This is a genomic window from Dactylosporangium sp. CA-092794, from assembly GCF_050948465.1.
Taxonomy (GTDB): Bacteria; Actinomycetota; Actinomycetes; order Mycobacteriales; family Micromonosporaceae; genus Dactylosporangium.
The window spans coordinates 3,984,653-4,005,123 of the sequence record NZ_CP192044.1 but is presented as its reverse complement, the minus strand read 5'-3'; the positions used below and the strand labels follow the sequence as shown (position 1 = coordinate 4,005,123).

The following is a 20,471-nucleotide window of genomic DNA, read 5'->3' as shown; positions in this document are numbered from 1 at the left end:
GGGCCAACGTTCACGGCAGGCCCACGACGTCGGTGCCGGATCGGCGAACGGAAGCCGGAACGGGACCAGTCTCCCCCACCGGCGTACCGATGCGCATCGCAATCGCGGGGTTTCCGACGCCCCCGAGCAGCCGTCGCAGTGCGTGACGGACCGCTGCCACCTCGACGACCTCGCTGATCGGCGAGGCCGCCAGGCCCTGCGCGGTCAGCGTCAGCCACACGTCGGACAGCGCCTCGCCGGCCGCCACCCAGTCCTGCGGCTCGTCGCCGTCGGTGGCCAGCACGACGTACACCGTGCCGCGGTCCGTGCCCGGGCCCGGCTCCAGCCCGGCCGGCCAGGCCAGGGCGAAGTCGCGCGGCGCGATGGTCCGCTGGGTCGGCGGCACGACCGAGCGGGCCGAGACGCCGTCGCGCTCCTGACGCTCGCGGGTGGTCCAGGCCAGCACGTCGTCACGATAGTGCGGGTCGTCGTGCTCGACCGCCCCGGCATGCGCCACCGCCGCGGCGAACTCGGTCGCCTGGTCCGGGCGCACGACGTGCAGGTGCACCGTGTGCCGCCCGGCCGCGGCCCGCAGCTCGTCGAGACCGGCCGCCGGCGGCGGCTCGTCGCCGAACGGGCGCCGGTCGGTGCGCCGCTGGTAGATGGCCCGGTACAGCCGGTCGTCGGGCTCGCACGCCGGCCCCTGCCCCAGCCGGGCCACCAGGTCGGGCCGGTTCGGGTCGGGCAGCCGGGCCACGTCCGAGGTGTAGCCGGCGGCGAGCAGTGCGACGGTCGCGTGGTGCAGGGCGGCGCCGCAGCTGAGCAGCAGCAGGCGGCCGTCCGGGTCGAGCCCGGCCAGCTGCCGCGACCGGTCGACCCACAGCTCGCCGTGCTCGCCGGCCAGTCGCCAGCGCCAGGGCTGCGTGTTGAACACGGACGGGGCGCGCAGGGCGGCGATCGAGGCCTCGGCGACCTGGTCGATCTCGGCGCGCGGTGGCTGCATCATGGCCCTTCTCCCCTCATCGTTGCTTCATATCAAGCATCGCCGCCCCGTGAACCGGCGGTCAGGGCCGGTCGACCCGAATTCGGCCGGGCCGACCGGCCTCCCCCGTCACCCGTGCCCGCTCACTGCCCGTAGTAAGCGGCGCGCATGATGTCGCGCAGGTCGGCCAGCATCGGCATGCGCGGGTTGGCCGGGGCGCACTGGTCGAGGTACGCGTTCATCGCCTGCTGCGGCAGGGCCCGCAGGAACTCTTGCTCGTCGACGCCGGCCGCCTGGAACGACGGCTCGATGCCGGCCTCGTCGCGCAGCCGCTCCACGGCCCGGGCGTAGGACTCCACGCCCTCCTCCGCCGTGGCGGCGGGCAGCCCCAGCATGCGGGCGATCTCGGCGAAGCGCTCCGGCGCCACGTACCGCTCGTACTTCGGCCACGCGGTCAGCTTCGACGGCACCCGGCCGTTGTGCCGGATGACGTGCGGCAGCAGGATCGCGTTGGTGCGGCCGTGCGCGACATGGAAGGTCGCACCCAGGGTGTGCGCGCAGGCGTGGACCATGCCGAGGAACGCGTTGCCGAAGGCCATGCCGGCGATGGAGCCCGCGTTGTGCATCTTCTCGCGGGCGAGCGGGTCGGCCGCGCCGCGGTGCACGGCCGCGGGCAGGTGCTCGAAGACCAGCCGGATCGCGTGCAGGGCGAGGCCGTCGGTGTAGTCGCTGGCGTACACCGAGACATAGGCCTCCGTCGCGTGCGTGAGCGCGTCGAACCCGCTGTCGGCGGTGACGGCCGGCGGCAGGTCGGCGGTGAGCACGGGATCGACGATCGCCACGCTCGGGGTGAGCGCATAGTCCGCCAGGGGGTACTTCATCCCGGTCGCCGTGTCGGTGATGACCGCGAACGGGGTGATCTCCGCGCCGGTCCCCGACGTCGTCGGGATGCACACCAGCCGGGCCAGCTTCCCGAGCGTCGGGAACATGAAGGCCCGCTTGCGGATGTCGAAGAACTTCTCCCGCATGTCGCTGAACTCGGTCCCGGGGTGCTCGTAGAGCAGCCACATCACCTTCGCCGCGTCCATCGGCGAGCCGCCGCCGAGCGCGATGATGGTGTCCGGCCGGAACGCGCGCATCAGCTCGGCGCCGCGCTCCACGGTGGCCATCGTCGGCTCGGGCTCGACGTTGTCGAGGATCTGCACGGTGACCGGGTTCGCGCCCTGGCGCAGCGCGCCCCGGATGCGGTCCACGTAGCCGAGCCGGGTCATGGTCGGGTCGGTGACGATGGTGACCCGGTGCACCTCGGGCATGTCGGCGAGGTACCGGATGGCGTTGGGCTCGAAGTAGATCCGCGGCGGGACCTTGAACCACTGCAGGTTGTTGGTGCGCCGGCCGATCCGCTTGATGTTGAGCAGGTTCGGCGCGGAGACGTTGCCCGACACCGAGTTGCCGCCGTAGCTGCCGCAGCCCAGGGTGAGCGAGGGCAGGAACGCGTTGTACACGTCGCCGATGCCGCCCTGCGAGGACGGCGAGTTCCAGATGATCCGCACCGCCTTGACCAGCCGGCCGTACTCCTCGGCGACGGAAGCCTCGGCCGCGTGGATGACGGCGCTGTGGCCCAGCCCGTCGAGCTCGACCATCTGCTCGGCCAGGCGGAAGCCCGCGGCGCGGTCCGCGGCGCGCAGCACGGCCAGCACCGGGCAGAGCTTCTCCCTGGTCAGCGGCTCGCGCGGGCCGACACCGGCGACCGGCACCAGGATGAGCGAGGTGTCCTCGGGCAGGTCGAACCCGGCCGCGGCGGCGATCCAGGCCGCCGGCCGGCCGACGACGTCGGCGTTGAGCCGGCCGCCCTCGCCGAAGATGAACCGCTCCAGGCGCTGCTTCTCCTCGGGCGTGGCCACGTGGGCGTGCAGCCGCTCGAACTGGGCCAGGGCGTGCTCGGCGATCGGCTCCTCGAGGATGACGGCCTGCTCGGAGGCGCAGATCATGCCGTTGTCGAAGGTCTTCGACACCACGATGTCGTGCACCGCGCGGACCACGTCGGCGCTGGCGTCGATGTAGGCGGGCACGTTGCCCGGCCCGACGCCCAGCGCCGGCTTGCCGGCCGAGTAGGCGGCCCGGACCATCGCCCCGCCGCCGGTGGCCAGGATGACCGACACGCCGGGGTGGGCCATGAGCGCCTGGGTGGCCGCGATGGACGGCTCCTCGATCCACTGGACGCAGTGCCGCGGTGCGCCGGCCGCGATCGCGGCGTCGCGCACCACGCGGGCCGCCTCGGCGCTGCAGCGCTGGGCCGACGGGTGGAAGGCGAAGACCACCGGGTTGCGGGTCTTGAGCGCGATGAGCGCCTTGAACACCGTGGTCGACGTCGGGTTGGTCACCGGCGTGACGGCGCACACGACCCCGACCGGCTCGGCGATCTCCACGATGCCGTTGATCTCGTCGCGGGCCACCACGCCGACGGTACGCAGGCCGGCCAGGCTGTGTGCGATGTGCTCGGAGGCGAAGACGTTCTTGACCGCCTTGTCCTCGAACACGCCCCGCCCGGTCTCGGAGATCGCCAGCTCGGCGAGGTCGCCGTGGTGGCTCAGCGCCGCGACGGAGGCCTTCTTCACGATGTGGTCGATCTGCTCCTGATCGAAGCCGGCGTACTCGTCCAGCGCCCGCCGCGCCCGGCGTACCAATTGATCAACCGCATCGGCGATGGTCTGCTCGGCAGTCGTGTCCTCGGCGAGCTCGGCGGGCAACGGGGCAAGGATCCCGGTCACCGTCAATCACTTCCCTTCGCAGGGTGGCGCGGACCCGGTCCGGTCCGTTTGCCACTCTGGTCCGGGTCAGCGGCCGCGCCCAGTGCCCGACGCCCCGGCCGGCGATGACGAAGGTCCCGGGCCGCCGCCGCGCTGGGTGAGGTCCGCGGCGATCTGGCGGGCCCAGTGCCGCACCGCGTCCCAGTCGCGGAAGTCGCCGTAGGGCGCCCGCAGCGCGGCGACGAGCGCCCGCTCGGCGAAGCCCAGCCGCGAGCGGTGCAGGGCGCCGGGGAAGATGCGATGCTCGACGGGCTGCACCGCGGCGACCACGTGCCGCACGTCGACCGCCTCGTCGCGGGGGATCGGCGGGTCGCCGATCGGACCGCTGGAGAACAGCCACACCGGCCGGGCGGCCAGCGCGGCCGCGTGCCGGTCGGCGAAGTGCACCGCGGGCCGCAGCCACTGCCCGGCGTAGACGGCGCTGCCGAGCACCACGGCGCCCCAGCCGTCCGGCCCGCCCACCGCGCCGACGTCGGCCGTGGTGGCGTCGTGGCCCTCCTCCCCCAGGACCGCGCCGATCAGCTCGGCGATCTCGGTGGTGGAGCCGTGCTTGCTCGCGGCGATGACCAGGACACGCATGGCGGGCCTCCCGTCGGACCTACCGGGGAACCGGGTTCAGCTCGTAGCCGCTGACGAGATCGCAGTCGATGCCGATCACGCAGTTCATCGGCTCGTCCACCCACGGGGTGAGCTCGCGCTCGTAGCGCTCGAGCCGCTCCTCGTCGAGCACCAGGCGGGCGGCGCCGGTCACCACCACCGTCCAGCCGGTCTTGCGCTCCAGGTCGATCACGTCGGCCTCGTAGGCGACCACGACCGCGCCGTCCGCGGTGGCGGCCGAGGCCAGGCTGGTGCCCAGGTCGCTGCGGATCACAATGGTGTCGCCGTCGAGCAGGTGGTTGACCGGCCTGATCGCGGGCAGTGCACGCATCGAGAAGACCACCCGGCCGACCGGCACGGAGGCCAGCAGCTCCAGGCAGCGTTCCCGGCCCAGCGCTCGCAACGGAGCCATCGGCGTTTCCCCTTTCGATGCAGAGCACTCTGCGGGCCCGGGCGCGCTCGAACCAGGGGCGAAAGACCCGGGTTCGCCGGGACCTCCGATCCCCCTGCCCGAATCGGGCCGCTCCGGCCGGGCCGCGCGGGACCATCGCCTCTGCCGTACTCGCGTCGCGAGGGTCACCCTGGCGGCATGAGCGAGAGCCTGTCCGACCGGGCGGCCGCGGCGTGTCTGCGGGCCGCCGTCGCCGCGCCCTCGATCCACAACACCCAGCCGTGGCGATTCCGCTTCGACGGCGGGGGATTCGACGTGTTCGGCGACCCCGCGCGCCGGCTGGAGGCGATCGACCCGCAGCACCGCGGGATGTACCTCAGCGTCGGCGCGGCGGTGTGCAACCTGCGCCTGGCGCTGGCCGCCGAGGGCTGGGTGTCCCGGCTCGAGCGGGGCGGCCCCGAAGGGCGGGCCGCCCGGGTCGCGCTGGCCGCCTCACGCGAGCCGGACGGCTCCGTGCGGGCGCTGGCCGGTGCGATCGCCCGGCGCCGCACCAACCGCGAGCCCTACGACGACGCGGTGATCCCGGACGCCACGCTCGACGCGCTGTGCCGGGCGGGCGCGGCCGGCGGGGTGCGCCTCGTGGCCCTCGACCCGGTGCGGCGCGGCGCCGTCCTGGCGCTGACCCAGGCGGCCGACGCGGTGCAGCGGGCCGACCCGCGGTACCAACGCGAATTGACGGCCTGGACCACCGGCCACGCCGACCGGCGCGACGGCGTCCCGGCCCGGGTCTTCGGCCCGCGGGCCACCACGGCCGCGCTGCCGCTGCGCGACTTCGGCCTGGACCTGCCCCCCAAGGAGCGCGGCCTCGCCCGCTTCGAGCGCCACCCGCACCTGCTCGTGCTGCACTCGCGCGGCGACGGGCGGGCGGAGTGGCTCGACGCGGGCCGCGCCCTGCAGCGCGTGCTGCTCACCGCGGTGGTCCACGGCCTGGCGGTGCAGCCGATGACCCAGGCGCTGGAGGTCCCCAACCTGCGGCGGATGCTCGCGGCCCAGGACGGGCGCTGGTTCCCGCAGATGATCCTGCGCGTGGGGTACGGCCGGCCGGTCGACACCGGGCCTAGGCGCCCGCTGCGCGATGTCCTGCTGCCCGCCGACGGCACGTCGCTGCCGCTGCGCTCGACCGCCTTCAGCCGCCCTCCGGCCGCCACGGCCGGGAGTCGTTACCGGCGGTAAACGTCTTCGGGCGGCGACCGCCTCGCGGTCGCCGCCCTTCGCCGTCGCTGCCTGTTTGTTTAGAACATGACCGGGGCTCGGAAGCCCTGCGGCTCGTCGTCGGCGGAGGCGGACAGGTGGCTGACCACGTCCACGACCCCGTCGACCCGCTCGATCTGGCGGATCACCGACGGGATGACCGAGGACCGCTCCACCTCGCCCAGCAGCGTGACCACGCCGTCGTCGACCTCGACCCGCACCTGCGAGCGCTCGACCCCGACCAGCCCGTCCAGGGCCTCGTTCTCGATCTCGCGGCGGATCTCCTCGTCGGAGCGCAGGAACACCTTGAGCAGGTCGCGGCGGGTCACCATGCCGATCAGCCGGCCCAGGTCGTCGACGACGGGGAGCCGCTTGAGCCCGGCCGACTCCATGATCCGCGCCGCGGCGGGCAGCGAGGTCGTACCCATGACCGTGACGACGGGCGCGCTCATCAGCTCACCGGCGGCCGTCGCGTGCGCCTTGCCCCGCGCCTGCCGGGTGTGCCGGCTCTCGAACAGCCGCACCCGGTCGTCGTCCCCGGCGAACTCGATCTTCGTCAGCAGATCGGCCGACGACACCACGCCCACCACCCGGTCGAACTCGTCGACGACCGGCACGGCGTTGACCTCGTGCGCCTCCATCAGGTCGACGATCTCCTTGAAGGGCGTGTCCGCCTGCACCGACACCGCCCCCATGGTCATCACGTCCGCGACATTCCAGCGGCTCATCTCCGGCCTCCTTCACCGTGCCATCAGGTCGTCACGGCCTTTCACCGTGGCTTGATGTCGTCACGGCCCTCGCCTGTGGCTTCAGGCCGTCATGCACCGAACGTATGACCGGCTCACGGCCCGCCACAGGGCCCAACGGCACGTCCCCGGCAAGCCGTTGGACACCAGGCGTTCGCTGTCGTCCCTTGTGTGGGTGATCTGGGTTTTGTCGGTGGTCCCGCCTCCGGCGGGCGTGGGTCCCGCCTCCGGCGGGCCGTGGGTCCCACCGCTTCGGGCGGTTCGGCACGGGCGCCCGCCCCTCGCCCCGACAAGGCTGAAGGCATCGAAGCGAAGCGACAAGGAGACCCCGATGAGCACCTCGCACCTCCACCACACCAGCGCCCACCACCTCGAGCGCGTCGAGGCCCCGGGCAGCATGCTGACCAAGACGGCCGCCAAGGCACTCGCGGTGCTGCGCTACGCGACCGGTTTCATCTTCCTGTGGGCGTTCCTCGACAAGACCTTCGGCCTGGGCTACTCGACCCCCGAAGCGAAGGCCTGGATCAACGGCGGCAACCCCACCAAGGGCTTCCTGGCGTCGGTGGACGCGGGTCCGCTGCAGGGCTTCTTCCACACCATCGCCGGCACCTGGTACGCCAACTGGCTCTTCATGCTCGGCATGCTCGGCATCGGTATCGCGTTGTTCGCCGGCATCGGCCTGCGCATCGCGGCGGTCTCCGGCACGATCATCATGGCCGGTATGTGGCTGGCGGAGTTCCCCCTGGCCCAGCACACCGCCAAGGGCGCGGCCACCGGCTCGACCAACCCGATCACCGACTACCACTTCATCTACGCTGCCGTGCTCATCGTCTTGGCCGCCGCGTACGCCGGCCACACCTGGGGCCTGGGCCGCTGGTGGGCGAAGCTGCCCTTCGTCCAGAAGAACCGCTGGCTCATCTGACCACCCGAGCCGCCCACCCCATCCGCGCGAAAGCCCGAAGGCACCCGCCTCCGGGCTTTCGCGCTTTGCGCTACGCCGAACCACCGGCCGCCCGGCGGTGCGGCGAGGCTTGCGCTTGGGGCGTTCGCCGCCGAGCACCGCGGGCCGCTCCGAAGCGCTGCGGCTCACCCGGCGGCAGCCCCCAGCCCGCCGCCCAGCAGCCGACCACCACGCACCTCGTGCCGCGCCGAACCACCGGCCGCCCGGCAGTGCCGCGACTCACCCGGCGGGCCCCGGCCCGCTGCGCCGAGCCGCCGACCGCCCGCCTGCGGCTTGGGGCGCGCCGCCGCGCACCGCGGGCCGCGCCGAAGCGCTGCGGCTCACCCGGCGGCAGCCCCCAGCCCGCCGCCCAGCAGCCGACCACCACGCAGCTTGCGCTGCGCCGAACCGCCGGCCGCCCGGCGGTGCAGCGGCCGGGGCCGCAGTCCGCGGTAGAGCACGGGCGGCGGCGTCACCCCGCCCACGACCATTTGCGCCAGGGCCCGCTCGGTGCCGATGCACGTGTCCTCGACGTAGTCGATGCCGGCCTCGGCGGCGAGCTCGCGCGCCGCCGGGCTGACGATGCCCGGCTGCAGCCAGACCGCACCGGCGCCGATCGCCGCCGCGTCGATCACCGCCTGCGGCGCCTCCCCCGCGGGCCGGAACACGCTCACCACGTCGACCTTGACGGGAACGTCGCGCAGCCAGGCGTACGCCCGCTCGCCGAACAGCCGCCCCGCGTGCGGATTCACCGGAATGACCCGCCACCCGAACTCCTGCAGCATGCGCGGCACCCAGTGCCCCGGCTTCAGCGGGTCGCGCGACGCCCCGACGACCGCGACCGTCCGCGCTTCGGCGAGGATCTGCCTGGCCGTACGCATGGGACTCACCTCCAGGGTCTCGAACCGTTCAGTTCAACCCTGCCTCGCCACCCCACCCGTCACGCAGGACCAAAGCCCCCAATCCCGAGAACCCCCAGGCAGCGCAGCGCGACGGGTCGGTGCGGACATCGCACCCGCCGGGCGCGACGTCCGATCCACCGGGCCAGGGGCGGACGAAAGTCTCCGTGATCATGATGCCCGCGGTGACCGCACCACGGGTTTGCCATGATCCCGGAACCTTTCGGTACACAGGGGTACATCAGCACTCCACGATCATGAAAAACCGTTGGTGTCGACGCCGGCTGCGCATGATCACGGAGACTTCCGGTCGCCGCGCCGCACTCCTGCGGCGCGCAGCACCCGAGGTGTGGGACGTGATCGCCGATCGCACCCACCCCCGGTGTTGGGACGCGCGGGCAGGCCACCACGTGGTCGCCGGCGGGCATCGCGGCGCTATCTCGCCGACGTGGTGGCCGCGGCGGGCCGGCGGGTCGCCGCGTCCGGGGCCAGGGAGATCACCTCGTCGACGCGGGCGGCCACGTCGGCGCGGTGGGTGATGAGCAGGACGGTGCGGCCGCGGGTGGCGTCGAGCAGGTCGTCGAGCAGGCCGGTGGCGGTCTGCTCGTCGAGGTGCTCGGTCGGCTCGTCCAGGATCAGCACGGGGAAATCGGCCAGCAGCACCCGCGCCAGGGCGAGCCGGCGACGCTGCCCGCCCGACACCGCGGCGCCATGCTCACCGACGAGCGTGTCGAGCCCGTCCGGCAGCGACCGCACCCACCCGTCGATCCGCGCGGCGGCCAGCGCCTCGAACAGCTCCTCGCGGGTCGCCTCGGGCCGGCCGATGCGCAGGTTGGCCTCGATGGTGGTGTCGAACAGGTAGGCGTCGTCGCCGAGCAGCCCCACCACCCGCCGCACGTCGTCGCCGCGCAGCTCCCGCAGGTCGACGCCGTTGAGCGTGACCCGCCCGGCCGTGGGGTCGAGCCAGCGCAGCAGCAGCGCGGCGACCGTGCTCTTGCCGGCGCCGCTCGGCCCGACCAGCGCGACCCGCTGGCCCGGCCGCAACGTGAGCGACAGGTCGCGCAGCACCGGCCGAGCCGCCGTCCACCCGACCGTGACCCCTTCCACCCGCAACACCGGCGGCTCGACCCCCGCAGGCGAAAGCACAGACGCCGAAGTGGGAGGGAGCACCGACGGCGAGGCAATCGACGAAGCGGTTGAAAGCACCGACGCCGAGGCCGGCGCGGACCCCGCGGCCGGCGAGAGCCCCGAAGGCGCGGCGGGCGAGACCGGTGCGGGCGAGAGCGGTGCGGGCGCGGCCGACGAGAGCGAGACCGACGAGAGCGCCGCGGGCGCAGCGGGCAGGAGCGAGGCCGGCGAGAACGAGGCCGGCGAGAGCGGTAAGGGCGCGGCCGACGAGAGCGCAGCCGGCGAGAGCGGTGAGGGCGCGGCCGGCGGGAGCGCAGCCAGCGAGGGCACGGGCGGCGGGAGCGCAGCCGGCGAGGGCACGGGCGGCGGGAGCGGTGAGGGTGCGGCGGGTGGGAGGGTGACGGGGAGGCCGGCCGGGGAGGTGGGGTCGGGGGCCGGGTCTGGGATGGCGGCGAGTTCGGTGAGGCGGCGGAGGGCGGCGCGGGCGGCGGCGAGGCCCTGGGCGGCGGCCGGCACGGCGCCGACCGTCTCGAAGACGGCGAGCGGGGTGAGGACGACGACCGCGAGCAGTTCGCCCGGCAGGGAGCCGGCGCGGACGGCGGCGGCGCCCGCGGCCAGGCCGGCCAGGACGCTCAGGCCGGTGCAGGCGGCGGTGACCGCGGCCGAGGCGCCGGTGAGGGCGGCGGAGCGGCGGGACGCGGTGAGCAGGGCGCGGTCGGTGCGGTCGAGGGCGGCCAGGGCGGCGTCGGTGGCGCCGGCGGCGAGCAGGTCGGGCAGGCCGTGGACCAGGTCGGTGGCGCCGGCGGCCAGCGCGCCACGCAGCGGGGACAGGCGGGCGTCCGCGCGGCGCACCAGGGCCGACTGCAGCACGGGCACGCCGACGCCCGCCACGAGCAGGCCGGCGGCCAGGGCGGCGCCGGCGGCGGGGAGCAGGGCGCCGACGAGCAGGACCGCGGCCAGGCCGGTGACCGCGGCGACCGCGATCGGCAGGCAGACCCGCACGACCAGGTCGACGACCGCGTCGACGTCGGCGGCGAGGCGCACCGCGAGGTCGCCGCGGCGGAAGCCGGCCAGGCCGGCGGGGGCGAGCCGGACGAGCCGGCGGTAGGTGCGCACCCGCAGCGCGGCGAGCATCCGCAGCGCGGCGTCGTGGCCGGCCAGCCGCTCGGCGTAGCGCAGCACGCCCCGGCCGATGCCGAAGGCGCGCACGGCGACGATGGCGACCATCAGGTGCAGCACCGGCGGGTGCTGCGCGGCCCGGGAGATCAGCCACGCCGAGGTGGCCATCAGCCCGACCGCCGACCCGGCCGCGCCGAGCCCGGCCAGCACGGCGATGACCAGGCCACCGCCGGCCGGCCGGCACCACCCGAGCGCGGCCCGGAGCCCGGCGACCACGCGCCGCGCCGCCGGCCGGAACAGCACCGGCCGCCGCCCGCCGGGTCCGGCACCTGACCCGGCCGACGACGAAACCGGCCCCGACCCGGCACCAGACCGAGCCGAAGACGAAACCGCTCCCGACGCCGGCGAAGCCGACGCGGGCGCGATGTGGAACAAAGCCACCGACGACGGCGAGGCAGGCTCGGCGTGAGACGAGACCACCGGCGAAGCCGACGCGGGCGCGATGTGGAACAAAGCCACCGACGACGGCGAGGCAGGCTCGGCGTGAGACGAGACCACCGGCGAAGCCGGCGCAGGCGCGACGGGGAACGCAGCCACCGACGACGCTGAGGCAGGCTCGGCGTGAGACGAGACCACCGGCGAAGCCGGCGCAGGCGCGACGGGGAACGCAGCCACCGACGACGCTGAGGCAGGCTCGGCGTGAGACGAGACCACCGGCGAAGCCGGCGCAGGCGCGACGTCGAACAAAGCCACCGACGACGGCGAGGCAGGCTCGGCGTGAGACAGGGGCACCGACGGAGCCGGGGCGGCCGGGGCGAGGGCGGCTTGGGAGTGGCGGAAGGCCAGGAGCGGGCGGGGCAGCATCAGGACACCGCGGCCGGGGTGAGCGCGATTTCGCGGTCGGCGATGGACAGCAGCGAAGGGCGGTGGGCGACCAGCAGGACGGTGCGGCCCGCGGCGTGGGCGCGGATGGCGGCGAGGATGTCGGACTCGGTGTCGGCATCCAGGGCGGCGGTGGGCTCGTCGAGCAGGACGAGGGGTGCGTCGCGGAGGAAGACGCGGGCCAGGGCGATGCGCTGGCGCTGGCCGGCGGACAGGCCGGCGCCGTCGTCGCCGATGTGGGTGGCCAGGGCGTCGGGGAGGGCGTCGATGAACGCGAGGGCGCCGGCCTGGGCGGCCGCGCGGCGGACGGCCGCGTCGTCGGCGTCGGGGGTGCCGAGGCGGATGTTGTCGGCGATGGTGCCGGCGAACAGCCAGGGGCGCTGCGGCAGCCAGGCGACCCGGCGGCGCCACGCGTCGGGGTCCACGGTGGACAGGTCGACGCCGCCGACCGTGACGGTGCCGGAGGCGGGAGCGGCGAAGCCCATCAGCACGGCGAGGGCGGTCGACTTGCCGCAGCCGCTCGGGCCGGTGAGGGCGACCAGCTCGCCGGGGCGCACGACCGCGGTGAACGGCGGCAGCTCGGTGCGGCCGGGGTGGCGGACCACCATCCGGTCGAAGCGGATCTCGCCGGTGGGCGCGGGGGCGGCGCCGCGGTCCGGCAGCGGGGTCTCCAGGACCGCGAACACCTCGGAGGCGGCCGCCAGGCCCTCGGCGCTGGCGTGGTAGTTGGCGCCGACCTGGCGCAGCGGGAGATACACCTCCGGGGCCAGGATCAGCACGAGCAGCGCCGTGGCCAGGCCGAGGCGCCCGTCGACGAGGCGCAGCCCGATGCCGACCGCGACGAGCGCGACGGACAGCGTGGCCAGCAGCTCGAGCACCAGCGCGGACATGAAGGCCAGCCGCAGCGTGCGCATGGTGACCCGGCGCTGCTCGGCGCTGACCCGGGCGATCACGGCGGCCTGGCGCCCGGCCCGGCCGAAGACCCGCAGCGTCGGCAGGCCGGCGACGACGTCGAGGAAGTGGTGCGACAGCCGGCTCAGCAGCCGGAACTGGCGGCGGTTGGCGGCCTCGGTCTGCAGGCCGACCAGCGCCATGAACACCGGGATGAGCGGCAGCGTGACGGCCATCGTGCCGGCCGCGACGAGGTCGGCCGGGGCGATGCGCAGCAGCAGGACGAACGGCACGAGCGCGGCCAGCACCAACTGCGGCAGATACCGCGCGAAATACGCGTCGAGCGCGTCGAGCCCCCGGGTGGCCAGCGTGGCGACCGCACCGGCCGGGGGCGCTTGGCCCGGGCCGAGGGCCGCCACGTGGGCCAGCAGCTTGGCCCGCAGCCGCTGCTTGACCGCGGCGGCCGAGCGGGCCGCCGCGGTCTCCTGCGCCCAGGCCACCGCGGCCCGGGCCGCGATCACCGCGGCCAGCCAGCCCAGCGCGGGCGCGATGTCGCGCAGCCCGGCGCCGTGCAGGTAGACATCGGTGATCGCGTCGGCGAGCAGGGTCGCCTGGGCGACGAGCAGGGCGGCCAGGGCCGCGCCGAGCGCCACGGACAGCGCGAGATAGGTGCGCGCGGCCCGGGCGTGGCGCAGTAGCCGGGGGTCGAGCGGCTTCACGAGTGGCCCGCCGGGATCTGCTCGACGCGCAGCCGGCGGCGGAACACCCAGTAGGTCCAGGACTGGTAGGCCAGCACGATCGGCGTAAAGCACACGGCGACCCAGGTCATGACCTTCAACGTGTACGGCGAGGAGGACGCGTTGTCGACGGTCAGCCCCTGCCCGCCGGCGAGCGTGGTCGGCATGACGTCGGGGAACAGCGTCACGAACAGCGCCGCGACGGCGAGCACCAGGGTCGCTCCGGTGGCCAGGAACGCCCACCCCTCGCGCCCGGTCCGGGCGGCCGGGATGGCCAGCACCAGGGCCACCGCGGCGGCCGCGGACAGCGTCCAGCCCCACGGGTCGTCGTGGGTCAGCTGGGTCCACAGCAGGAACCCGCCGGCCAGCGCCACCGCCGGCAGGCTCAGCCGGAACGCCAGCCGCCCGGCCCGGGCCCGCATGTCGCCGTCGGTCTTGAGCGCCAGGAACACCGCGCCGTGCAGCGCGAACAGCGACAGCGTGGTCAGCCCGCCGAGCAGCGCGTAGGGGTTGAGGAGGTTGAAGAAGCCGCCGACGTACTCATGGTCGGCGTTGATCGGCACGCCGCGCACGATGTTGCCGAACGCCACGCCCCACAGCAGCGCGGGGACCAGGCTGCCGCCGATGATGGCGACGTCCCACCGCTTCCTCCACTGTGGACTGTCCACCTTGCCGCGATACTCGAACGCGAGCCCGCGCAGGATCAGCGCCACCAGGATGAGCAGCAGCGGCAGGTAGAACCCGGAGAACAGGGTGGCATACCACTCGGGGAACGCGGCGAACGTGGCGCCGCCGGCGACGAGCAGCCACACCTCGTTGCCGTCCCACACGGGGCCGATGGTGTTGATGAGCAGGCGGCGCTCGCGCTCGTCGCGGCCGAGGACCGGCAGCAGCAGGCCGACGCCGAAGTCGAAGCCCTCGAGCAGGAAGTATCCGGCCCAGAGCACGGCGATGAGGATGAACCAGACGGTGGTCAGTGCCATGACGATGCCTCCTTTCGTCTCAGTACGCGAACGCGAGCGGGCGGTCGGGCTCATCTTCGCTCGGGGGTACGACAATTTCTGGCGCACCGGCCCGCGCGTAGCGGATCATGAGCATGAGCTCGACGACGGCCAATGCGCCGTACAACAGCGTGAACACGATCAATGAGGTCGCCACGTTGCCGGCGGACACCGCGGGCGAGACGCTCTGCGAGGTCTTGAACAGCCCGAAGACGGTCCAGGGCTGGCGGCCGAGCTCGGTGAAGATCCAGCCGAAGGAGTTGGCCAGCAGCGGCATGCCGACCGTGGACACGGCGGCGATCCACAGCCACCGCGAGGCCGGCTGCCGGCCCTTGCGGGTGAACCACAGCGCCAGGGCGGCGACCAGCATGGCGAGCCCGCCGAAGCCGATCATCAGCCGGAACGACCAGTACGTGACCGGCACGTAGGGCACGTAGTCGCCCTCACCGTACTTCTGCGAGTACCCCTGCTGGATGTCGTTGATCCCCTCGACCTCGCCGTTCGGGTCGGCGGTGGCCATGAAGGACAGCAGCGACGGGATGCGCACGCTGGCGACCTCCTCGCGGCCGTCCAGCGACCCGATGGTGAAGATCGAGAACGAGGCCGGCTTGCTGGTGTTGTACAGCGCCTCGGCGGCGGCCATCTTCATCGGCTGCTGCTCGGTCATCACGCGCGCCTGCAGGTCGCCGGTGATCAGCACGCCGACGCCGGCGATCAGCACCACCCACGCGCCCAGCCGCAGCCCGGGCCGGAACACCTCGACCTGGTTGCCCTTGCGCAGGTGCCAGGCGCTGACCGCGAGCAGCAGCGCGCCGGCGGTGAGGAAGCAGGCGGTGATCGTGTGCGGGAACGTCACCAGCGCGGTGCTGTTGGTCAGCACCGCGCCGATGTCGGTCAGCTCGGCCCGCCCCCGTTCCGCGTTGACCGTGTACCCCACCGGGTGCTGCATCCAGGAGTTCGCCGCCAGGATGAAGTACGCCGACAGCATCGTGCCGATCGAGGCCAGCCAGATCGTGGCCAGGTGCACGCGCTTGGGCAGCCGGTCCCAGCCGAAAATCCACAGGCCGAGGAAGGTCGACTCCAGGAAGAAGGCGAGCAGCCCCTCGATCGCCAGCGGGGCGCCGAAGATGTCGCCGACGAACCGGGAGTACGCACTCCAGTTCATGCCGAACTGGAACTCCTGCACGATGCCGGTGACCACGCCCATGGCGAAGTTGATGAGGAAGAGCTTGCCCCAGAACTTGGTGGCCCGAAGATACTCCTCCCGTCCGGTACGCACCCACGCGGTCTGCAACCCGGCGACGAGCGCGGAGAGGCCGATGGTGATCGGCACGAAGATGAAGTGGTACACGGTGGTGATCGCGAACTGCCACCGGGCGAGGTCGAGCGCGTCCATATGGCCGATTATTGCCAGCTGGAGCCGGTGAATCAGGGCCAAAGGTCACCCTAGGCCCGGGACGTTCCGCTCACCCGGCTCACCCGGCTCACCCGGCTCACCCGGCTCACCCGGCGAGCAGCTCCAGCGTGTCGACCACGCGGTTGGAGAAGCCCCATTCATTGTCGTACCACGCGACGACCTTGACGTGCCGGCCGGCGACCCGGGTCAGCGGGGCGTCGAAGATCGCGGAGGCCGGGTTGCCGGCGATGTCGCTGGAGACGATGGGGTCCTCGGAGTACTCCAGAACGCCCGCCAGCGGCCCGTCCGCCGCCGCCCGGTAGGCGGCGAGCACCTCGTCGCGGGTCACCTCGCGCTCGACGGTCGTGTTGAGCTCGACGAGCGAGCCGACCGGCACCGGCACCCGGATCGAGTCGCCGGAGAGCCGGCCGTCCAGGCCCGGCAGCACGAGCCCGATGGCCTTGGCGGCGCCGGTCGTGGTGGGCACGATGTTGACCCCGGCCGCGCGGGCCCGGCGCAGGTCGCGGTGCGGGCCGTCCTGCAGGTTCTGCTCCTGGGTGTACGCGTGCACGGTGGTCATGAAGCCGTGCTCGATGCCGGCCAGGTCGTCGAGTACGGCGGCGAGCGGCGCGAGCGCGTTGGTGGTGCAGGAGGCGTTGGAGATGACGGTGTGGGCGGCGGGATCGTAGGCGGCGGTGTTGACGCCGTAGGCCAGCGTGACGTCGGCGCCGGCCGACGGGGCGCCGACGAGCACCCGCCGGGCCCCGGCGTCCAGGTGGGCGCGGGCGGCGTCGGCGGCGGTGAACCGGCCGGTCGCCTCCAGGACTACGTCGACGCCAAGCTCGGCCCAGGGCAGCTTGCCCGGTTCTCGCTCGGCGAGCGCGGCGATGCGGCGGCCGTCGACGACGAGCGTGTCGCCGTCGACCTCGACGGTACGGCCGAACCGGCCGAGGGTGCTGTCGTAGCGCAGGAGGTGGGCGAGGGTGGCGGGGCCGGTGAGGTCGTTGACGGCGGCGACTTCGAGTTCGCTGCCGCGCTCGACGAGCGCGCGCAGCACGTTGCGGCCGATGCGGCCGAATCCGTTGATGGCGATGCGGGTTGTCACGCCTTCGATGCTCGGGCCGCGCCGTCCCCGCCGACAGCCGCTCCCTGGCCAGCCCGCGCAAGTTTCGCGCCAGGGGCGAACGTGCGCCGGTACTCGCTCGGCGACGTGCCGAGGATGCGCTGGAAGTGCAGCCGCAGGTTGGCGCCGGTGCCGAGCCCGACCTGCGCGGCGATCTGCTCGACGCCGAGCTGGCTGCGCTCCAGCAGCTCCCGGGCCCGGTCGACGCGGGCGCGCAGGATCCACTGGGTCGGCGTATAGCCGGTCTCGGCGACGAACCGGCGCGACAGCGTGCGGGCCGAGACGTTCGCGTTGCGGGCCAGGTCGCCCAGGGCGAGCGACTCGCCGAGGCGTTCCAAAGCCCACTGCCGGGTGGCCGCGAAGTGCTCGCCGACGGCTTCCGGCACGCTGTGCGGGATGTACTGCACCTGTCCCCCGCTGCGGTAGGGCGCGGCGACCAGCCGCCGGGCGACCCGGTTGGCCAGCGCCACGCCGTGGTCGCGGCGCACCAGGTGCAGGCAGAGGTCGATGCCGCTGGCGGCGCCGGCGGATGTCAGCACCTCCCCTTCGTCGACGAACAGCACGTCCTCGTCGACCCGGATGGCGGGGTGCCGGCGGGCGAGCTCGTGCGTGTAGTGCCAGTGCGTGGTGGCCCGCTTGCCGTCGAGCAGCCCGGTCGCGGCGAGCGCGAACGCCCCGGTCGAGATCGCCGCGAGCCGCACCCCGGCCGCGTGCGCGGCCCGCAGGGCGGCGACGACCTCGGCCGGCGGCTCCTCCCGGTCCGGGTGCCGGTACCCCGGGATGAAGATCGTGTCGGCCGCGTCAAAGGCCTCGAGCCCCTCGGCGACGTGGTACGCGAGCCCGTCACCCCCGGCGACGAGCCCGGGCGCGGCGCCGCAGACGTGGACCTCGTAGGGCATGCTCGGCCGGTTGGTGAACACCTGGGCGGGGATGCCTACGTCGAGCGGTTTCGCCCCGTCGAGCACCAGCACCGCCACCCGGTGGATCTCCCCGTCCATCCCCCACACCTTCGCACCGCCCGCCGCACCCTCACCAGTGTCCGAACCGCCACCCACCGCAAGTTTCCAGCCACGTGCCAATGTTGCCTCAGCCCCGCGGCGCCAAGAGCAACCCGAAAAGTCGGGCGCTCCGCGCCACGACTTTTCGGACTTATACCCTGACGGCCGACATATCCGTTAAGTCGTCACAGGCCAGGCGCCGGACCGGCAGCAAGTCTCCGCGATCATGCATGTCGCCGCAGCCGCACCACGCGTTTGCCATGATCGCGGAGACATTTGGTACACAGGTGTACATGTTCACTCCGTGATCATGAAAAACCGGTGGTGTCGACGGCAGGTCCGGCATGATCGCGGAGACTTCCGGTCACAGCGGGCGGGCAGGGGCGATGGTCGCCGCGATAGGACGGCGCCGCGATGAACCCCGCCGGCAGGACGGGTTCCAGCCGCGGTGCAGGCGGCGCTGACGCTGGAGGCCCAGGGCCGGCGCGGGGCGGCGCGCGGCGTGGCGCGTGGTGGTGATGGTGGCGAATAGGGCAAATACGAAATGTCGGATAAATCCGGCCACGGAGTGGCTGGATTTATCCGACACGGTGCGGGCCGCATTCCGGACCGGGCGCCCAGACGCACGGCGGCCCTTAGCGCCGCGGACCTGACAGGCCCGAAGCCAGCGAACGCCCGGCGCAGCCCGGGCTGGCCCCGCGCAGCCCCGCGCAGCCCCGCGCAGCCCCGCGCAGCCCCGCGCAGCCCCGCGCAGCCCCGCGCAGCCCCGCGCAGCCCCGCGCAGCCCCGCGCAGCCCCGCGCAGCCCCGCGCAGCCCCGCGCAGCCCCGCGCAGCCCCGCGCAGCCCCGCGCAGCCCCGCGCAGCCCCGCGCAGCCCCGCGCAGCCCCGCGCAGCCCCGCGCAGCCCCGCGCAGCGCGGGGCCGCGCGGCGCGGCGGGGCGGGGCTTGGCGGGGCGGGGCTTGGCACTGCGGGCCCGGCAGGGCCAGGGCCAGCGAAGCTGGGCCCCGGCCCGGTGTCTCACGGGAGGAACGGTCGTCAGTTGCGCGGACCGGAGTCCGGAAATTTCAGCGGCGGCGCTTGTGCTGGGCGCGGCGGGCGAGCGGCGCGTCGTCGAGGATGACGATGCACTTGTGCTCCAGGCGCACCCAGCCGCGGCTGGCGTAGTGGGCGAGCACCTTGTTCACCGACTCGCGCGACGCCCCGACGAACTGGGCCAGTTCCGTCTGGGTCAGGTCGTGCACGACGCGGGTCGCGCCGTCCTCCGCCACGCCGAACTGGCTGGCGAGCTGGATCAGCTGGCCGGCCACCCGGCCCGGGACGTCGCTGAACAGGCGGTCGTGCACCGTGCTGCGGTTGCCGCGGATGCGGCGGGCGACCACGCGTAGCAGCCGCTCCGCCACGTCGGGGTGCTGCGCGATCCAGCGGTACAGCGCGGTCTTGTGCAGACGCGCGAGCCGTGCGTCGGCCACGACGGTGGCGGTGGTGACCCGCGGGCCGCCGTCGAACAGCTCCACGTCGCCGAACTGCTCCCCCGGGCCGACCAGGGCGAGCAGGCCCTCGCGCCCGTCGGTGGCGTGGCGGCCGAGCTTCACCTTGCCCGACAGCAGGACGTACAGGTAATCGCCGGGGTCGCCCTCGCGGAACAGGACAGTGCGGCGGTGGGCGTCGACGGTCTCGAACTCGGCAGCGAGGGACTCGGCCTCGTCGGGTCCGGCGGACTCGAACAGGCCGGACTCAAACAGGCCGGACTCGCCGAGGATCTGGTCGGGTAACCGGTCGCCGGAAACGTACAGCAGTGACATGGGGTGCCTCCTCGGCGCGGCGGTGGTACCGAGTACCATTGCGACGGTACTAGATCCCGCTCCGGAAGGGCAACAGGCGATCAGGAAGGATGGGGCGGTGAGCGCGATCCCGGCCCGCGAGCGCCTCGTCGACGCGGCCCTCGAGCTGTTCGACGAGCGCGGCTACGAGCAGACGACCGTCGACGACATCGCCGACCGGGCGGGGGTCGGGCGCACGACCCTGTTCCGGCACTACCGGTCCAAAGAGGACGTGATCTTCCCGGACCACGAGCGCATGATCGCGGCCATCCGGGACCGGCTCGCCACGTCCACCGCCGGCACCGCGATCGTGGCGGTCACCGAGGCGGTACGGCTGGTGCTGCTGCGCTACCTCGAGGAGGGCGACCGGGCGCGGCGCCGCTACAAGCTGACCAGCCGGGTGGCCGCGCTGCGCGACCGGGAGATCGCCAGCGTCGCGCGGTACCAGCGGCTGTTCCGCGAGTTCATCGCCGACTGGATGGGCCCGGAGCCGGGCGCGCCGCTGCGGGCCGAGCTGATGGCCGCCGCGGTCGTCTCCGCGCACAACCATGTCCTGCGCCGCTGGCTGCGCCGCGACACCGCCGACCCGGCCGCGGAGCTGGACGCGGCGATGGCCGAGGTGATCTCGCTGTTCACCCGCCCGGCCGTGCCGGCCGGCGACGGCGGCTCGACGGTCGTGGTCCTGCACGACCGCCGCGCTCCGGAGCTCGTCGCCGACGCGATCCGCCGCGCCCTGCAGGACGGCGCCTGAGCTCATCCCGCGGTTCCTCCGCCGCGGCC

General features: G+C 73.9%; 15 protein-coding genes and 1 pseudogene. 3 read left to right on the top strand and 13 right to left on the bottom strand.

The features are described 5' to 3' along the window. Positions 1–10: 10 nt before the first annotated feature. From ACQPXD_RS17190 to ACQPXD_RS17175, 4 genes are all read right to left on the bottom strand, one after another. The gene (locus ACQPXD_RS17190; protein ID WP_432839539.1) at positions 11–985 is read right to left on the bottom strand and encodes an Acg family FMN-binding oxidoreductase; all 975 of its coding nucleotides are present in this window, start codon (positions 983–985) and stop codon (positions 11–13) included. A 119-nt stretch (positions 986–1,104) separates the two neighbouring features. Beyond that, a complete protein-coding gene (gene adhE, locus ACQPXD_RS17185) occupies positions 1,105–3,732 on the bottom strand; it encodes a bifunctional acetaldehyde-CoA/alcohol dehydrogenase (protein ID WP_432839537.1) in 2,628 nt (875 codons plus the stop codon). A gap of 66 nt (positions 3,733–3,798) precedes the next feature. Next, positions 3,799–4,350, bottom strand: a complete 552-nt coding sequence (locus tag ACQPXD_RS17180; RefSeq protein WP_432839535.1) for a flavodoxin domain-containing protein — start codon at positions 4,348–4,350, stop codon at positions 3,799–3,801. A 19-nt stretch (positions 4,351–4,369) separates the two neighbouring features. Further along, entirely contained in the window at positions 4,370–4,780 is a 411-nt protein-coding gene (locus ACQPXD_RS17175; RefSeq protein ID WP_432839533.1) for a pyridoxamine 5'-phosphate oxidase family protein, read from the bottom strand. A gap of 177 nt (positions 4,781–4,957) precedes the next feature. On the opposite strand from ACQPXD_RS17175, the gene ACQPXD_RS17170 reads away from it, so the two are divergent. Continuing rightward, positions 4,958–5,992, top strand: a complete 1,035-nt coding sequence (locus ACQPXD_RS17170) for an Acg family FMN-binding oxidoreductase (RefSeq protein WP_432839531.1) — start codon at positions 4,958–4,960, stop codon at positions 5,990–5,992. Between the two features lie 59 nt (positions 5,993–6,051). Here ACQPXD_RS17170 and ACQPXD_RS17165 read toward each other — a convergent pair whose 3' ends face one another. Further along, positions 6,052–6,738 carry a CBS domain-containing protein gene (locus tag ACQPXD_RS17165; RefSeq protein WP_432839529.1) on the bottom strand — a complete coding sequence of 229 codons (687 nt, stop codon included), beginning with the start codon at positions 6,736–6,738 and terminating at the stop codon, positions 6,052–6,054. Positions 6,739–7,087: 349 nt separating this feature from the next. Between ACQPXD_RS17165 and ACQPXD_RS17160 the strand changes: the two genes are divergently transcribed. Next, entirely contained in the window at positions 7,088–7,678 is a 591-nt protein-coding gene (locus ACQPXD_RS17160; RefSeq protein ID WP_432839527.1) for a hypothetical protein, read from the top strand. Between the two features lie 512 nt (positions 7,679–8,190). Here the strand turns inward: ACQPXD_RS17160 and ACQPXD_RS17155 are convergent. From ACQPXD_RS17155 to ACQPXD_RS17120, 8 genes and pseudogenes are all read right to left on the bottom strand, one after another. Further along, a pseudogene (locus ACQPXD_RS17155) lies at positions 8,191–8,577 on the bottom strand (CoA-binding protein); the annotation flags it as partial. Between the two features lie 453 nt (positions 8,578–9,030). Then, a complete protein-coding gene (locus ACQPXD_RS17150; RefSeq protein WP_432839525.1) occupies positions 9,031–11,145 on the bottom strand; it encodes an amino acid ABC transporter ATP-binding/permease protein in 2,115 nt (704 codons plus the stop codon). A 560-nt stretch (positions 11,146–11,705) separates the two neighbouring features. Beyond that, the gene (gene cydD, locus ACQPXD_RS17145; RefSeq protein WP_432839523.1) at positions 11,706–13,334 is read right to left on the bottom strand and encodes a thiol reductant ABC exporter subunit CydD; all 1,629 of its coding nucleotides are present in this window, start codon (positions 13,332–13,334) and stop codon (positions 11,706–11,708) included. After that, positions 13,331–14,335 carry a cytochrome d ubiquinol oxidase subunit II gene (gene cydB / locus ACQPXD_RS17140; protein ID WP_432839521.1) on the bottom strand — a complete coding sequence of 335 codons (1,005 nt, stop codon included), beginning with the start codon at positions 14,333–14,335 and terminating at the stop codon, positions 13,331–13,333. The genes cydD and cydB overlap by 4 nt, the downstream gene beginning before the upstream one ends. 19 nt (positions 14,336–14,354) lie before the next feature. After that, positions 14,355–15,749 (bottom strand): cytochrome ubiquinol oxidase subunit I, encoded by a 1,395-nt coding sequence (locus ACQPXD_RS17135; RefSeq protein ID WP_432839519.1) that lies wholly within the window; start codon positions 15,747–15,749, stop codon positions 14,355–14,357. Between the two features lie 106 nt (positions 15,750–15,855). Next, complete coding sequence (gene gap, locus ACQPXD_RS17130) at positions 15,856–16,854, bottom strand: type I glyceraldehyde-3-phosphate dehydrogenase (RefSeq protein WP_432839517.1); 999 nt, start codon at positions 16,852–16,854, stop codon at positions 15,856–15,858. After that, on the bottom strand, positions 16,851–17,870 hold the full coding sequence (locus ACQPXD_RS17125; RefSeq protein ID WP_432839515.1) for a GlxA family transcriptional regulator: 1,020 nt from the start codon (positions 17,868–17,870) through the stop codon (positions 16,851–16,853). Before ACQPXD_RS17125 ends, gap begins: the two co-directional genes overlap by 4 nt. A gap of 1,065 nt (positions 17,871–18,935) precedes the next feature. Beyond that, on the bottom strand, positions 18,936–19,673 hold the full coding sequence (locus ACQPXD_RS17120; RefSeq protein WP_432839513.1) for a Crp/Fnr family transcriptional regulator: 738 nt from the start codon (positions 19,671–19,673) through the stop codon (positions 18,936–18,938). Positions 19,674–19,770: 97 nt separating this feature from the next. Here ACQPXD_RS17120 and ACQPXD_RS17115 point away from each other — a divergent pair, with 97 nt between their 5' ends. Continuing rightward, entirely contained in the window at positions 19,771–20,442 is a 672-nt protein-coding gene (locus ACQPXD_RS17115; RefSeq protein WP_432839511.1) for a TetR/AcrR family transcriptional regulator, read from the top strand. Positions 20,443–20,471: the final 29 nt, after the last annotated feature.

What these genes read in the sequence shown, in the direction of transcription:
- ACQPXD_RS17190 (WP_432839539.1), bottom strand. Translation starts at nt 985, where the DNA reads ATGATGCAGCCACCGCGCGCCGAGATCGACCAGGTCGCCGAGGCCTCG.
- ACQPXD_RS17180 (WP_432839535.1), bottom strand. Translation starts at nt 4,350, where the DNA reads ATGCGTGTCCTGGTCATCGCCGCGAGCAAGCACGGCTCCACCACCGAG.
- ACQPXD_RS17175 (WP_432839533.1), bottom strand. Translation starts at nt 4,780, where the DNA reads ATGGCTCCGTTGCGAGCGCTGGGCCGGGAACGCTGCCTGGAGCTGCTG.
- ACQPXD_RS17170 (WP_432839531.1), top strand. Translation starts at nt 4,958, where the DNA reads ATGAGCGAGAGCCTGTCCGACCGGGCGGCCGCGGCGTGTCTGCGGGCC.
- ACQPXD_RS17165 (WP_432839529.1), bottom strand. Translation starts at nt 6,738, where the DNA reads ATGAGCCGCTGGAATGTCGCGGACGTGATGACCATGGGGGCGGTGTCG.
- ACQPXD_RS17160 (WP_432839527.1), top strand. Translation starts at nt 7,088, where the DNA reads ATGAGCACCTCGCACCTCCACCACACCAGCGCCCACCACCTCGAGCGC.
- cydB (WP_432839521.1), bottom strand. Translation starts at nt 14,335, where the DNA reads ATGGCACTGACCACCGTCTGGTTCATCCTCATCGCCGTGCTCTGGGCC.
- ACQPXD_RS17135 (WP_432839519.1), bottom strand. Translation starts at nt 15,749, where the DNA reads ATGGACGCGCTCGACCTCGCCCGGTGGCAGTTCGCGATCACCACCGTG.
- ACQPXD_RS17125 (WP_432839515.1), bottom strand. Translation starts at nt 17,870, where the DNA reads ATGGACGGGGAGATCCACCGGGTGGCGGTGCTGGTGCTCGACGGGGCG.
- ACQPXD_RS17120 (WP_432839513.1), bottom strand. Translation starts at nt 19,673, where the DNA reads ATGTCACTGCTGTACGTTTCCGGCGACCGGTTACCCGACCAGATCCTC.